Source organism: Mycobacterium sp. Aquia_216 (genome assembly GCF_026723865.1).
Lineage (GTDB): Bacteria > Actinomycetota > Actinomycetes > Mycobacteriales > Mycobacteriaceae > Mycobacterium.
This window is the reverse complement of sequence record NZ_CP113529.1, coordinates 1,092,993-1,107,646: the sequence shown is the minus strand read 5'-3', so window position 1 is coordinate 1,107,646 and position 14,654 is coordinate 1,092,993. Positions and strand designations below refer to the sequence as shown.

The following is a 14,654-nucleotide window of genomic DNA, read 5'->3' as shown; positions in this document are numbered from 1 at the left end:
CCAAAGGGAACCGGGCTCTTTCAGTGCTCGGGACTTTTCCGCCCTTGGGCTTAGAAGTCCATACCGCCCATGCCACCGGTCGGGTCGCCCGCCGGAGCGGCCGCCTTCTCCGGCTTGTCGGCAACGACGGCCTCGGTGGTCAGGAACAGCCCAGCGATGGACGCCGCGTTCTGCAGCGCCGAACGGGTGACCTTGACCGGGTCGGCAACGCCGGCCTTGAGCAGGTCCTCGTACTCGCCGGTGGCGGCGTTCAGACCGACGCCGGCCTTCGAGTTCTGGACCTTCTCGGCGACAACGCCGGGCTCAAGCCCGCCGTTGAAGGCGATCTGCTTCAGCGGAGCCGACAGCGCCACCCGGACGATGTTGGCACCGGTGGCCTCGTCGCCCTTGAGTTCCAGCTCGTCCAGCGACGGAGCCGCCTGCAGCAGGGCCACGCCACCACCGGCAACGATGCCCTCCTCGACGGCGGCCTTGGCGTTGCGGACCGCGTCCTCGATACGGTGCTTGCGCTCCTTGAGCTCCACCTCGGTGGCAGCTCCGGCCTTGATCACCGCAACACCGCCGGCCAGCTTGGCCAGGCGCTCCTGCAGCTTCTCACGGTCGTAGTCGGAGTCGCTGTTCTCGATCTCGGCGCGGATCTGGGCCACCCGGCCGGCGATGGCGTCGGTGTCACCGGCGCCCTCGACGATGGTGGTCTCGTCCTTGGTGATCACGACCTTGCGGGCCTTGCCGAGCAGCGAGATGTCGGCGGTCTCCAGGGAGAGGCCGACCTCTTCGCTGATGACCTGACCACCGGTGAGGATGGCCATGTCCTGCAGCATCGCCTTGCGACGGTCACCGAAGCCGGGAGCCTTGACAGCCACCGACTTGAAGGTGCCGCGGATCTTGTTGACGACCAGGGTGGACAGCGCCTCGCCCTCGACGTCCTCGGCGATGATCAGCAGCGGCTTACCGCCCTGGATGACCTTCTCCAGCAGCGGGAGCAGGTCCTTGACGGTCGACACCTTGGAGCTGACCAGCAGGATGTACGGGTCCTCCAGGACCGCTTCCTGACGCTCGGCGTCGGTGACGAAGTAGCCCGAGATGTAACCCTTGTCGAACCGCATGCCCTCGGTGAGCTCGAGCTGCAGGCCGAAGGTGTTGGACTCCTCGACGGTGATGACACCCTCGTTGCCGACCTTGTCCATCGCCTCGGCGATCAGGTCGCCGATCGACTGGTCGCCCGCCGAGATGGCCGCGGTCGCAGCGATCTGCTCCTTGGTCTCGACGTCCTTGGCCGACTTCAGCAGGGTCTCGGTGATCTTCTCGACGGCCTTCTCGATGCCGCGCTTGAGGCCCAGCGGGTTAGCGCCGGCCGCGACGTTGCGCAGACCCTCTTTGACGAGGGCCTGAGCCAGCACCGTGGCAGTCGTCGTGCCGTCACCGGCGACGTCGTCGGTCTTCTTGGCAACTTCCTTGACCAGCTCGGCGCCGATCTTCTCGTACGGGTCCTCCAGCTCGATCTCCTTGGCGATGGACACACCATCGTTGGTGATCGTGGGAGCGCCCCACTTCTTCTCCAGGACGACGTTGCGGCCCTTGGGACCCAACGTCACCTTTACCGCGTCGGCGAGGGCGTTCAGACCCCGCTCGAGGCCGCGACGGGCCTCTTCGTCATACGCAATTGTCTTGGCCATTGCGAAGTGATTCCTCCGGATTGGGGATGACACGTTCTGGCCGGGCGCAGTGCCCGCGACGGACGACCGCAGCTGTCTAAGGGCTCGGTCTCACCGTCCCGACCTAGCACTCACTGGTCGCGAGTGCCAATGACATTATTAGCACTCGCCCATGCCGAGTGCAAGAACGGGGCCGCCGCTATCGTCCAGCGCGTAAGCCGTCGACGACGACGTCGGTAACCCGTTCGGCCAACTCCGCGTTGTAGGCCTCCATCGCCTGGCATCCGACCAAGATCGATTTGACTTCGCGCACCCCCACGTCCGCGCGCGCCGCGCCCGCTTCCTGCGCCGCGCTCAGCAGATCGCCGAGCATGGCCAGAAAGGCACGCTCGGCGTCGGGCGCCACGGTTTCGATGTCGATGCCGAGGCCGGCCAACGCGTCGACCAGCCCGCGGTCGGTAGCACCCCACCGCAAGACCAGCGAGCGCAGATAGGCGAACAGCGCCTCCCCGGGCCCGACCGATTTCAGCAGCGCATACCCGTCGTCGACCAGGTGCTGCATCCGATCCCGGATGACCGCGGCGAACAGCGCCTCTTTCGTCGGGAAGTGGCGGTATACGGTCCCGGCCCCCACCGCCGCGCGCCGGGCGATCTCGTCGATCGGCACCGACAACCCCTCGGCCGCGAAGGTTTCGTAGGCGACCTCCAGTACCCGGGCACGGTTGCGCGCTGCGTCCGCGCGTAGCGGCCGTGCGGGTTGCGTCATCTGATCCATCCTTGCGTTTGACAAAGCGGGGCGTGCGTTCCGTATAGTGACAATCAACCGGAGCGTTCGCCCCGTTTACTCTACAAGCGTAGGAGCTTTTCATGGCCAAATGGACCACCTCGGACATTCCCGACCAGTCCGGCCGCGTCGCCGTCATCACCGGAGCCAACACCGGCCTGGGCTACGAAACCGCCGCCGCGCTCGCCGAGCACGGCGCCCATGTGGTGCTGGCGGTACGCAACCTCGACAAGGGCAAGGACGCGGCCGCACGCATCACCGCCCAAAGCCCACACGCCGACGTCACGCTGCAGGAGCTCGACCTGACGTCGCTGGAGGCCATCCGCGGCGCCGCAGACCAGCTGCGGTCCGCGCACGACCGCATCGACCTGCTGATCAACAACGCCGGGGTGATGTGGACGCCGAAGTCGACCACCAAGGACGGCTTCGAGCTGCAATTCGGCACCAACCACCTGGGCCACTTCGCGTTGACCGGCCTGCTGCTGGACCGGCTGCTGCCGGTTCCCGGTTCCCGGATCGTGACGGTCAGCAGCATCGGCCACCGCATCCGCGCCGACATTCACTTCGACGACCTGCAGTGGGAGCGCGGCTACAGCCGGGTCGGAGCCTACGGTCAGTCCAAACTCGCCAACCTGCTGTTCACCTACGAACTGCAGCGACGGCTCGCGCCGCATGGGACGACGATCGCCGCGGCCGCCCACCCCGGCGGCTCCCGAACCGAGCTGACCCGCAACCTGCCGCCGCTGATTGCGCGTGCGTCATCCCTGATCGAACCGCTCTTCCAGGGAGCCGACATGGGCGCGCTTCCCACGCTGCGCGCCGCAACCGACCCAGGCGTGTTGGGCGGCCAGTACTTCGGCCCCGATGGCTTCGGCGAACAGCAGGGCTACCCCAAGGTCGTGGCATCCAGCGACAAGTCGCACGACCTGGACGTGCAGCGCCGGTTGTGGACGGTCTCCGAGCAGCTCACCGGCGTGGTCTATCCCGTCGACTAGGGCGGGCTGGTGCCGACCCGCTGCGCCCGGCGCATGCGCCGCGCTTGCGATCGGCACTACGGTCAGCGCAGATCGAGCAGCTGCTCGTAAAATCCGCCAAAACCGCGCGGGCGGTCGACCAGATGGATCTCCAGGATCCAGTGGCACGGCCGCCCGCCGGCGTCTGCGCGCCGCATCGGCTTGCCCGAGCCGGGCGTGATGTACCACTGGACGCCATCGCCGGTGATCTTCTTGTGCGGAAACTCGCCCACCAGATGGCCGGCGATCGGGCTGCCCCACTCGAAACCCTCGGCGCGGGCCACGCCGACGACGTAGTCGAACAACTCGGCACCGGTGACGGATGCGTGCTCGTCGAAATAGTCGCGCCCGGCCTGCCACACTCGCGGAAGTGCGTCGCGGACAGCCTTTTTGGCCGGGTCGTCGCCCAGCACAAACGTGCGCCCGAAGTCAGCTTCCCACTCCTCAAAAATGGGCCCCAGGTCGAGGAACGCGATGTCGTCGGCGGCGATCACCCGGTCCGGCGGATGTTGCTTGAACGGCTGCAGGGTGTTCTCGCCGGCGCGCACGATCCGCCGGTGCCAGTGCCGGGTCACGCCGAACATCTCGGCGGCCAGGTCGCGGATCTCGTCGGACAACGCCTGCTCTCCCACGCCGGGGCGGATCATCGCGCGTCGCGCGATCTCGTCGAACAGTTGCGCCGCCTTGCCCTGGGCATCCAGGAGCCGCTCCACGCGCACATTTTCCCGTGCATTTTGCGGGGTCTCCACTCACGCGATGCTAACTGGCAGGCTGACAACCATGTCTCTGGTCGTGCCGCCGTACCCGCCGCCCCGCTACACCGCCGACGAGCCGGAGGTCAGCGCCTGGGTCAAGCGGGCTGACGCGGCGCCGGACTACGAGACCGCCGGGGTCAAGTACCACTACCTCGCCAACCAGCAGGCGACCGACGGCGACTACGGCCTCTACCGAGTCGACATCGCCCCGGCCGGCGGCGGGCCCCCGGCACACTTTCACCGGACCATGTCCGAGGCCTTCTTCGTGCTGTCCGGGACGTTGAAGCTCTACGACGGCACCGAGTGGGCCGACGGCCAACAGGGCGACTTCCTCTACGTCCCGCCGGGCGGGATCCACGGCTTTCGCAACGAAGCCGACGAACCCGCATCAATTCTGATGCTGTTCGCGCCGGGGGCGCCGCGCGAGGGCTATTTCGAGGGCTTCGGGGCGCTGGCCGACATGACCGACTACGAACGCAGCGAATGGTTCGTCCGGCACGACAACTACTGGATCTGAACGCTCAGGTCGCCCTCGACGTAGCGCTGCAGGTTGGGGCCGACCGCGGCGATCGCCTCGGCGTCGGTCATCGATGCGATGGGTTCGACCTTCCAGACGTAGCGCATCAGCGCGAAGCCCATCATCTGCGACGAGACGAGACCGCTGCGCACCAGGCGGTCGTGTTCGTCGGCGCCCAGCTGTGACACGCCCATCAGGCTGCCCTCGACCACCCGTCGCAGCTTCTCGCGAGTGGATGGTTCGTGCGCTGCGGTCTGCAGGATGGCCCGCAAGGTCGGCCCGACCTCGTCGTCGGCCCAGGCTGCCAGCAGCAAGGTGATCAGCGCGGTGCCGAGTTGGTGGATCGGCGTCGTCCAGACCTTGGCAACGCTCTCCAGCCATTTCTGCGGCGGGGTCGTCGCGGCGTCCAGCAGGCCTTCCTTCGAGCCGAAGTAGTGGTAGACCAGCGCTGGGTCGACATCGGCCGCCCGCGCGACCGCCCGGATGGTGGTTCCGGCCCAGCCGTGATCGGCGAACTCCGCACGGGCAGCGGCCACAATTCGCGCGGCCAGCACCCCGCGTTCATCCCGCGGACCTGGAGTTATCGATTTCTTCGGCATAAGTTTCATCATAGCGTGAATTTCCTCTTGCGTTGAGACTTGTTTCAACGTAGCGTGAGACTAGTTTCAACGAGACGTGAAAAACAGGAGTACGCCATGAGCACTGCCGCTAACCCCGACGTCATGGTCGTCGGCGCCGGCCCGGTCGGCCTGGTCGCCGGCTGCGAACTTGCCCGCCGCGGCATTCGCGTGCGGGTGATCGACAAATTGGCCCAACCGACCGATCAGTCCCGCGCGATCGCGGTGCACGCCCGCAGCCTCGACATGTTCGACCGGATGGGCATCGTCGACGAGATGCTGAGCACCGGAATCAAGGCCACCGCGATGCAGATGTACGCGGGGCGCAGCAAGCTGTTCCGCATCCCGCTCGGCGGTGTCGACAGCGCGTTCCCCTTCACCCTGACCACCGCGCAGACCGAAACCGAACGCGTGCTGGGCGAACACCTACAGTCGCTCGGGGTCACCGTCGAGCGTGGGGTCGAGCTGGTCGCGCTGAGCCAAGACGGCGACGGCGTGCGCCTCACACTGCGGCACCCCGACGGAGCCACCGAACAGGCCGCCGCCTCCTGGGTGATCGGGGCCGACGGAGCGCACAGCATCGTGCGCAAGCTGGTCGGCACCAAGCTCGCCGGTTCCTTTGTCGGCGAACGGTTTCTGCTCGGGGACGTCGACGCCGAGCACACGCTGGACCTCGACTCGATGCATACCTTCTTCGCACCCGACGGCCCGGTCGTGGTGCTGCCGATGCGAGACGGGCGCATGCGGTTTCTCGCCGAGGTGCACGATGCGCCCGGCACCCCGCTGAACCTGCATCCGACCCAGCAGGAACTCCAGTCCATCCTCGATCGGCGGATCGGCGGCATCCGGCTGCGAAAATCACACTGGCTGACCAGTTTCGAGATCCACCACGCGCGGGTGCCCGCCTACCGCTGGGGCCGGGTGTTTCTGGCCGGCGACGCCGCTCACATCCACAGCCCGGCCGGCGGCCAGGGCATGAACACCGGCATGCAGGACGCTTTCAACCTGGTCTGGAAGCTGGCGGCGGTCGTCAACGGTGACGGCGGCGACACGTTGCTCGACAGCTACCAGGCCGAACGCCTCCCCGTCGCCGACCAGGTCATCACCTTCACCAACCGCCTCACCAAGGTGGGCACGCTATCCGGTGTGCCACGCCTGATCCGCAACCTGGCGGTGCGCGTACTTTCACACGTCCCAGCGATACGGCGGGCCATGGCCGACACCGCCGAGGAGGTCAACGTCGGGTACAGCGGCAGCCCGATCGCCGTGGGCCCACGTCTGAAGAACGCCAAAGTGGTTGCCGGTGATCATCTTCCGCACGTCGCCGACGATCTTGTACAGAAGCAGCTCAGCGTCGCCTGCGGCGCGCGTAACCTGAGTCACGCCGTGCTCACCGTCGCCACCGGGCAGGTGGCCCCCGCCGCCGGTGGACCCGGTCAGCTGCAGGTACTGGTCAACGCCGACGACACTCCGGTGGCCGGATACGACGCCGTCATCGCAGACCCGAAAGGCATTGTGGGACAGCGCTTGGGGCTCACGAACGGCGGACGCCTGGTGATCCGCCCGGACGGCTACATCGGGGCCGTCGCCGCCCTCGACGACACCGCCACCATTGCCGACTACTTCGCCACAGTCAGGAAATGAACCGCCATGTACACCTATGCCATCGACGCCGCGGACATGTTCACCGACCGCACGCACCAGTTCGAGAAATTCGGGATCCCGCTCGCCGACATCGAACGGGTCCGGGCAGCCGTCACCGACATGTGGGCCGACACGTCCGGCGGCTGGACCTACGAATGGTCCAAGCTGGCCAAGGAATACGCCGACCGCGGCGACCACTACTTGGCCTCAATGGTCTACGGGTGCGCCAAGTTCCCGTGCCTGACCGACCAGGCACGAGTGACCGCCCTGCACAACCAGCTCGAGCAATTCCAGTTGGCCGCCAAGGACTTCCCGGTGTCCTTCGAACGCCGCATCATCACCGTCGCCTACCGCGGCGGCACCGTCGAGGTGCCCGTCCACCTCTACTCCGTCGACGGCGACTACGCGGCGCGGCCGGTGCTGATCGCCAGCGGCGGGGTGGACACCTGGAAGATGGACATCCACCCATGGTGGGTCGGGTTCACGATGGGCGCCGGTGTATCGACGCTGGCCTTCGACCACCCCGGCACCGGCGAGACGGCGATCCCGCTCGACCAGCACGCTGACGAGGTGATCCGCGGAATCGTCGACTACGCACGAACACTCGGTGACGGCAGGGTGGCCCACTTCGGCGCCTCGTTCGGCGGAAACTTCTCCGCGATGTCCGGGCTGGCCGGGATCGTCGATGCCGCGGTCGATCTCGGCGGCCCGGTCGTCGAATCGTTCGAAGCAGCGAACGTCAAGAACCTGCCTTACGGCATGCACGACATCCTAGGCAACGCTATGCAGTGGGATCACTCGCCCACCCTCGACGAGCTCAGCGCCGGACTCGGAGGTCTAAATCGAGAGAAACTGCTTGCGCAACAGAGTAATTCGTCGATGTTAGTCGTCAACGGCGCCGATGATTATTTCATCCCGCAGTCGGACACCCTGGTCTTCGAAGGCCGCCCGAACACCGAGGTGCACCTGATCGAGGGCACCGGTCACGTCGCGATGAGCAAGGCACCCGAGGTGGTGCCGATGATCATCTCGTGGCTGCGCGCGCAAGTCACACAAGTCTAGGGACTAGCAGCCGAGTTGGTCTGCGAGGTCGAGGAAGTCCCGCGCGGTGAGCCCGTAGGAGGGCGCGGGTTCTGCCCCATGCCCAGGCCGGCGTTCATCGGGGCGGGGAATGAAAGCCGTTTGGAATCCTTGCTCGTGCGCACCTTGCACGTCGTACACGTGGCATGCGACGAGCATGATTTGATCTGGCCGCAGTGCCAGCCATTCGGCCGGGCCCAGGTACGCGCGTGGATCGGGTTTGAAGGCTCCGAACATCTGCACCGACAAAAGCAGGTCAAACCTCAGGCCGGCCGCTTTCACGGTGCGCGTCATTGCCGGGACATCGATGTTTGTCAGCACTCCCAGGGTATGGCGGGTGGTCAACCGTTCTAAGCCGGGAGCAACATCCGGCCAGGGGCGCCGTTGCTCCTCAAAGGCCAGCGCGAGCTCTTCGACGTCGTCCCTGCTGTAGTCCGTGAGACCGTAGGACGGCAGCAGCGGCACGAGCCCCTCCCGGTACACCGCGCGTGCACTCCGCCACGGCGCGGCCTTACCGCCCTGCGCGCCATAACCGATGGTCTGTGCGTAATGGCGGCGCCAGTCGGTCAGTAGCCCATCCCAGTCGGCGTCGGGATGACGGCCGGCATCCACGCGACGGCAGGTGTCGATGACGGAGTTGTAGAAATCGACGCACGTACCCTGCAAATCGAACAAGATCACTGCCGGATTCACCGTCACCTCCGTGAGTATAGTGTTGCCGCCAAAGCATTTTGGCATCTTTATCCAGAGAACCGGTGTACAGCAGCGGCCCCGATAGCGATCGCGGGCACCAGCACCGACACGGCGAACGCCCACGACAGCAGCGTCTTGGTCAGCCTGCCCTTGTCCTCGGCGGCGTTCCCCAGAATCAGCGCACCTCCGACGTGCACCGGACTCATGACCGGTGTCGCTGCAGCCATCGACACCGCAACTAGTCCTAAGAACAACGGAATCCCTCCGTGGGAGCAGAGCGAAATGCAGAGCGGGACAGCGACACCGACGATGACGACGGTCGACGACTCGACGTTGGACAGTATCGCGGTGAAATACGTCAGGGCCGCGACACCCCATACCGGCCCGGATAGCGACAGCAGGGCGCTTTTGAGCGCGTTGAAAACACCGGCCTTTTCGGCTGCACCCAGATATAACAGCAAACCGGTCACCAGAATGACAATCGACCACGGCACGCGCGCCAAAATCGTTGCTTCGTCGGGCCGAAAGACCACCTGCAGCAGAAAAGCCAGGCCGACAGCCACCAGGCCGGCGTTGACATTCGTCAGGATCGAGCTGATCGCCAACACGACGAGCGACACGGCACAAGCCCACCGGTAGCGCACATCGACTCGTGCTGCCTTGGTCGGCTCGGGCTCGATCCGCTCAGGTGACGTGTTCGCGTCTAACGTTCGAGAGTGCCGGGCAGATAGATCTTTTCGATAGAACACAACAACGAGCGCTGATATGACCAAGTGCCCGAGCACGACGATGGCCCATAACCCCCACGGCGAGTAATAGAGGTGGGCCCTGCCAGTCAGGGTGCGGATCAGCGCCCCGCAGGGGCTCAGCGGTGAGAAGCCACCCGAGATGGCTCCCAGCACGGTCGCCACTGACACGGCGACGTAATTGGTCCGATACGCGACGGCGAACTTGGCCATCAGCGGCACCACCAACGCCATGATCGCCGACGGAAACCCGCCAACGGTAGTCAGTACCGCTCCGAGCGCAAATCCGACCCAGGGCACTATGTGAGACCGGTCTCCAATCAGGTTGGTACACAGGGCGATCAGGCGGTCGATGGCACCGCTCTGCTGTGCGTGCGAAAAGAGCAGGCTGACGCCCACGATCAGCACACACAGGTCGGCGGGGAACGCTGAGAGTACCTGTTGCGACGACATCGAGGTGACGCTCGCCAGAATCAGAACAGCCGCACCCGAGGTGATACCCAGATTCACACCCCGCCAGAGCGAGATAACGAGGATGGCTACGAACAGCGCCACAGCCAACGCGGTCACACTCAAAAGGGTCCCTGTTCTGCCGAATTGTCTGCCGTTCTTGTTCTACAGCGCACGACGCGGCGGAGGCGCACAGCACCGGGTGGGCGGCGACGGCATCGCACCGGATGTGCAGCTCGGCGGTGGGACCACACTTTGGATCAGTGTGGATTATTCTCCCCAGGGCGACAAGCTAATCGAGCAGGTGATAGTCGTCGGCAATCATGCTACGAGTGCGCTCGAAGAATGTCTTTCCGCTGTAAGGCAATTGGGTGACAACCTTGCCGCTGGGATGTCGAAAGTAGTTCGTGCAGGCGAGCCAGACCTTGCCCTCCATCGCGGTCTGGATCTCGACGTTGTAGCGGCGCTGGGCGTCCCGCGTGACCTCGATGGTCCGTACCCCGCGACCGCCCATTACATCGAGTATTCGGCGGATGAACGTCGTCTGCGCCTCGTGGATGTAGATGATCGAGTTGACACCATTGGTGTTGGGGCCGTAAAGCGTAAAGAAGTTCGGGTATCCGGCGATCAGCGTGCCCAGGTAGGCTTCGGCGCCGTCGCGCCAGTCCTCGCGCAACTGACGGCCACCGCTTCCGTGCACGTCGATGCTGGCGAGGTAGTCGGCGGCTTTGAAGCCGGTGCCGTAGATGATCGTGTCTACGCGGTGCTCGACGCCGTCGGCGGTGCGCACGCCGCGTTCGGTGATCTCGGCGATTGCGGTCGTTTCCAGGCCGACGTTCGGCAACGCGAAGGTGGGGTACCACTCGCGCGACATCAGCGGCCGCTTGCAACCGGCCGGATAGTCCGGCGTCAACTTGGCGCGCAGTTCGGGGTCGCCCACCTTGCGGTGCAGGTAGCTGCGGGCAAGCTCGGTCGCCTCGCGGGTCTGCGCGGCGTCGACGTCGAAACTCGATGCCTCATAGGCGTCGAAGGCCTCGTCGCGCAGCTTTTGCGCCGCCGCCGGGTTCCGCTCGAACTCTTCGTGCTGTTCCGGGGTGAACGGGAAATCGAAGCGGGGGGCGATCCAGATCGGGGTGCGCTGAAAGACGGTGAGGTGCGCCGTTTCCCGCGCGATCGCGGGGACGTATTGGATCGCGCTGGCGCCCGTGCCGATGGACGCGACCCGCTCGCCCGCCGTCGACTTGCTGTGATCCCACCGAGCGGAGTGGAATCTGCGGCCCCGAAATCGCTGCGCCCCAGGGATATCGGGAATGTGGGGCACATCGAGCATCCCGACGGCGCCCACCACAACGTCGAACTCGTACTCATCGCCGCCATCGGCCACCAGCGTCCATCGTCGCCGGCTGTCCGACCAGCGCACAGTGCTGATCGACGTGTGGGGCCGCAGGTGCGGGCCCAGCCCGTGCCCGGCGGCCACTGCCTCGAGGTAGGCCAGGATCTCGGGCTGGTTCGCGTACGTCTTGGACCATCGGGGGTTGAGCGCGAACGAATACGAGTACAGATGCGACGGAACGTCGCAGGCCGCACCCGGAAAAGTGTTGTGCCGCCAGGTGCCTCCGAATCCGTCGGCGCGGTCGAAGATGGTGAAGTCGTAGCCGCCCGCGGCGAGCTGGATTCCCATCGCGATGCCGCCGGCACCCGCGCCGACGACCCCGACCCGCGGCTTTATCCCCATTGCGCGAAGTAGGGTCGCTCCGGCCGGCTCTTCTCCACCAGGATGAACACCACTCCCCAGGGATCGACGAACCAGGTGGTGCGTACCCGCGCCACCTCGGCGATTCCGCTGACGAGGAAACGGACTCCTTTGCCTTCGAGCTCGGCCCGGGTGGCGTCGAGATCTTCACAGATCAGCGCGACGTGCGAGAGCCCGTGATCGGTCAGGGCCCGGCCGTCGGCACGCTGGCCGGCGGGAGGGTCACCGTCCACGTTGAGGTACTCGATCACCTCCAGCACGCGGTCGCTGCCGTCCGCGAAGCCGACGATGGCCGCTTTCATGCTGGGATCCGCCACCAGCTCACCCATGTCGTCGCGAATGGCATTACCGCTCATGACATACGGCGGCGAGAGCACACGCAGCCCCAATACGTCCCGGTAGAAGACCACTGCGGCCTCACAATCCGGGACGCACACCCCGGTGTGGGCCAACCCGGTAATCACGTTCTCGACCTTACGTCCGGGTGGCGCAGATGGGGAGTGCGTCGGCAGCGGAATCTGACGGGCCGATAATGGCCAGGTGCGGTCAGTCGAGGAACATCAGCGCGTTGTCGCCGCAATGATCAGTGCCCGCCCCGGCGGCACGGTGCCGCTGACGGAGGCGCAAGGCCTGGTCCTGGCCGACGACGTGGTTGCGGACCTGGCGCTGCCGGTTTTCGACAATTCCGCGATGGACGGATACGCCGTGCGCGCCGAGGACACGGCAGATGCCACCCACGATCACCCGGTGGTGCTGCCGGTCGCCGAGGACATCCCGGCCGGGCGTACCGACCCATTGACGCTGCAACCCGGAACCGCGCACCGCATCATGACCGGCGCGCCGCTGCCGGCGGGGGCGACGGGGATTGTGCCGGTCGAAGACACCGACGGCGGCGTGGACACGGTGGCGATCCGCTCACGCGCGCAGCCCGGCAAGCACATCCGCCGGGCGGGCGAAGACGTGGCACCGGGCACCACCGTCCTACGCAGGGGCCAGGTCGTGACACCCGCGGTGCTCGGCCTGGGCGCGGCGCTGGGATTGCCGCGGCTGCCGGTGATTCCGCGGCAGCGGGTGCTGGTGGTCTCGACCGGGACGGAGCTGGTGACGCCGGGCACCCCGCTAGAGCCCGGACAGATCTACGAGTCCAACTCGATCATGCTGGCCGGAGCCGTACGTGAGGCAGGCGCCGACGTGATCGCCGTCGCGACCGCCGAAGACGACGTCGCGCAGTTCAGCGCGATCGTCGATCGGCACGCGAGCGACGCCGACCTGATCATCACCAGCGGCGGAGTCAGCGCCGGCGCCTACGAGGTCGTCAAAGACGCCTTCGGTCGCGAGGGTGATCAGGGAGTCGAATTCGTCAAGGTGGCAATGCAACCCGGGATGCCGCAGGGCGTCGGCCGGGTCGCCGGCACGACGATCGTCACCCTGCCCGGCAACCCGGTCAGCGCGCTGGTGTCCTTCGAGGTGTTCATCCGTCCCGCGCTGCGCGCGGCCATGGGCCTGCCGGATCCGCACCGTCCGCACCGGTCCGCGATTCTCGCCGAGTCGTTGACCTCGCCGCGGGGCAAACGCCAGTTCCGGCGCGCAATTCTCGACATCTCGGAAGGCAGCGTGATCAGCTACGGGCCGCCGGCCTCGCACCATCTGCGGTGGCTGGCCTCCGCGAACGGACTGCTGGACATCCCCGAAGACGTCGTCGAAGTTTCCGCCGGAACCGAGCTGCAGGTCTGGGATCTGAGCTAAGCCGCGGCCGCGTCTTCGTGAAAGTCGTCGGCGGCGTCGAAGGCCCTGGTGCAGCGAACGGCGATCGCCGCGACGAAGACCATCACCGGAATGGTCACCAACGCCTCCGTCAGCCCGATCCAGTCGGCAAGGTGGCCGATCAGCGGCGGCCCGAGCAGATAGCCCAGCCAGCCGCTGGCGGCAACGACGGCAATGGACGACCCCGCGTTGCCCGCCGAGTAGGCGGCGCTGAACGCGGTGGGCACCAATAACGCGACGCCGGTTCCCAGGCAGGCGAATCCGATCACGCTGGCAACGGGGTTGCCGATCGCCAGCGTGACGCCCATCGCGATCGCCGCGAACAGCGCCAGCGCCGGCAGCAGCACGCGGGCCCGGAGGCGCGCCTGGAGGTGAGTGCCCCACAATCGCGTGACAACCATCGTCAGGGTGTACGCGGCATAGCTCAGCGCGGCCAGGCCCGGACTGGCGCCGAGCACGTTGTGTGCGTAGTTGGCCGACCAGTCGGCCGCCGCGCCCTCAGACAGGAAAGACGCAAACGACACCGCGGCAAGGATTCCCACGGTCGTCGTCAACGTGGCGCGCTTCGCCGGCCCCTCCTGCGAAACGAGTGCCGTCGCTTGATCGGGTATCAGGTAGCGGATGAACGGTGCCACGCCAACGAGGGCGATGGCCCCCATCACCACCAACAGCGGGGTGAGCCCGACGCCGGCGCCGACAGAGGCCGCCCCGGTACTCGCTCCCAGCAGGCCCCCGAGGCTCCACATGCCGTGAAAGCGCGCCATGATCGGAGCCTTGCTGAGCCGCTCGACGGTGCCGGCCGCAGTGTTCATCGCGACGTCCATGCCGCCCTGAAAGAAACCCCATACCGCCAGCGCCGCAAACAGCGACAAATGGGAGGAGGCCAGGCCGATCCCAGGCCCGGCGGCCGCATAGCCGACGAGGGTGAGGGGAACCACCCGCTGGCTGCCCCACCGGGGTAGCGACCAATGGCAGAAGACCATGGCCAGGACCGAGCCCAGCGGCATGCCGAACAGTGCGGTGCCGAGCGCCGCGTTGGACAGGTCAAGCTGAGCTTTGACGTGGGGAATGTGGGCAACCCAGGACGCCGCCATCACCCCGTGCGCGACGAAGATGACGGTGACGCTGATTTTCGCGCGGCGCAGCCGCATCGCCGGGTTGTCGCGAGCCTGCGATTGCGTCG

At 66.4% G+C, this 14,654-nt stretch carries 14 protein-coding genes; 5 read left to right on the top strand and 9 right to left on the bottom strand.

Annotated elements, in window-relative coordinates; translation table 11 throughout:
* Positions 1-50 precede the first annotated feature (50 nt).
* Positions 51-1,676 (bottom strand): chaperonin GroEL, encoded by a 1,626-nt coding sequence (gene groL, locus OK015_RS05245; RefSeq protein WP_268129789.1) that lies wholly within the window; start codon positions 1,674-1,676, stop codon positions 51-53.
* Positions 1,677-1,854: 178 nt separating this feature from the next.
* On the bottom strand, positions 1,855-2,421 hold the full coding sequence (locus OK015_RS05240; protein WP_268129787.1) for a TetR/AcrR family transcriptional regulator: 567 nt from the start codon (positions 2,419-2,421) through the stop codon (positions 1,855-1,857).
* Positions 2,422-2,522: 101 nt separating this feature from the next.
* On the opposite strand from OK015_RS05240, the gene OK015_RS05235 reads away from it, so the two are divergent.
* A complete protein-coding gene (locus OK015_RS05235) occupies positions 2,523-3,434 on the top strand; it encodes an SDR family NAD(P)-dependent oxidoreductase (protein ID WP_268129786.1) in 912 nt (303 codons plus the stop codon).
* A gap of 62 nt (positions 3,435-3,496) precedes the next feature.
* Here OK015_RS05235 and OK015_RS05230 read toward each other — a convergent pair whose 3' ends face one another.
* Positions 3,497-4,201, bottom strand: a complete 705-nt coding sequence (locus OK015_RS05230) for a M24 family metallopeptidase (protein WP_268129784.1) — start codon at positions 4,199-4,201, stop codon at positions 3,497-3,499.
* A gap of 31 nt (positions 4,202-4,232) precedes the next feature.
* Between OK015_RS05230 and OK015_RS05225 the strand changes: the two genes are divergently transcribed.
* Entirely contained in the window at positions 4,233-4,724 is a 492-nt protein-coding gene (locus OK015_RS05225) for a cupin domain-containing protein (protein ID WP_268129783.1), read from the top strand.
* On the opposite strand, the gene OK015_RS05220 is transcribed toward OK015_RS05225, so the two are convergent.
* Positions 4,712-5,323: a TetR/AcrR family transcriptional regulator gene (locus OK015_RS05220; RefSeq protein ID WP_268129782.1), complete on the bottom strand. Its 612-nt coding sequence runs from the start codon at positions 5,321-5,323 to the stop codon at positions 4,712-4,714. The genes OK015_RS05225 and OK015_RS05220 overlap by 13 nt on opposite strands.
* A gap of 96 nt (positions 5,324-5,419) precedes the next feature.
* Here OK015_RS05220 and OK015_RS05215 point away from each other — a divergent pair, with 96 nt between their 5' ends.
* The gene (locus OK015_RS05215; protein ID WP_268129780.1) at positions 5,420-6,985 is read left to right on the top strand and encodes an FAD-dependent monooxygenase; all 1,566 of its coding nucleotides are present in this window, start codon (positions 5,420-5,422) and stop codon (positions 6,983-6,985) included.
* 6 nt (positions 6,986-6,991) lie between these two features.
* A complete protein-coding gene (locus tag OK015_RS05210) occupies positions 6,992-8,047 on the top strand; it encodes an alpha/beta hydrolase (protein ID WP_268129779.1) in 1,056 nt (351 codons plus the stop codon).
* 3 nt (positions 8,048-8,050) lie between these two features.
* On the opposite strand, the gene OK015_RS05205 is transcribed toward OK015_RS05210, so the two are convergent.
* From OK015_RS05205 to OK015_RS05190, 4 genes are all read right to left on the bottom strand, one after another.
* On the bottom strand, positions 8,051-8,764 hold the full coding sequence (locus OK015_RS05205; protein WP_268129777.1) for an HAD-IA family hydrolase: 714 nt from the start codon (positions 8,762-8,764) through the stop codon (positions 8,051-8,053).
* Positions 8,765-8,805: 41 nt separating this feature from the next.
* Positions 8,806-10,074: an SLC13 family permease gene (locus OK015_RS05200; RefSeq protein ID WP_268129776.1), complete on the bottom strand. Its 1,269-nt coding sequence runs from the start codon at positions 10,072-10,074 to the stop codon at positions 8,806-8,808.
* Positions 10,075-10,246: 172 nt separating this feature from the next.
* Positions 10,247-11,689 carry a flavin-containing monooxygenase gene (locus OK015_RS05195; protein WP_268129775.1) on the bottom strand — a complete coding sequence of 481 codons (1,443 nt, stop codon included), beginning with the start codon at positions 11,687-11,689 and terminating at the stop codon, positions 10,247-10,249.
* Positions 11,680-12,171 (bottom strand): VOC family protein, encoded by a 492-nt coding sequence (locus OK015_RS05190; RefSeq protein WP_268129774.1) that lies wholly within the window; start codon positions 12,169-12,171, stop codon positions 11,680-11,682. Before OK015_RS05190 ends, OK015_RS05195 begins: the two co-directional genes overlap by 10 nt.
* Before the next feature lie 76 nt (positions 12,172-12,247).
* On the opposite strand from OK015_RS05190, the gene moeA reads away from it, so the two are divergent.
* Positions 12,248-13,453, top strand: coding sequence for a molybdopterin molybdotransferase MoeA (moeA, locus tag OK015_RS05185; protein ID WP_268129773.1), 1,206 nt, complete (start codon positions 12,248-12,250; stop codon positions 13,451-13,453).
* Here moeA and OK015_RS05180 read toward each other — a convergent pair.
* The gene (locus OK015_RS05180; protein WP_268129771.1) at positions 13,450-14,622 is read right to left on the bottom strand and encodes an MFS transporter; all 1,173 of its coding nucleotides are present in this window, start codon (positions 14,620-14,622) and stop codon (positions 13,450-13,452) included. The two genes, moeA and OK015_RS05180, sit on opposite strands and share 4 nt — an antisense overlap.
* Between the last annotated feature and the right edge of the window lie 32 nt (positions 14,623-14,654).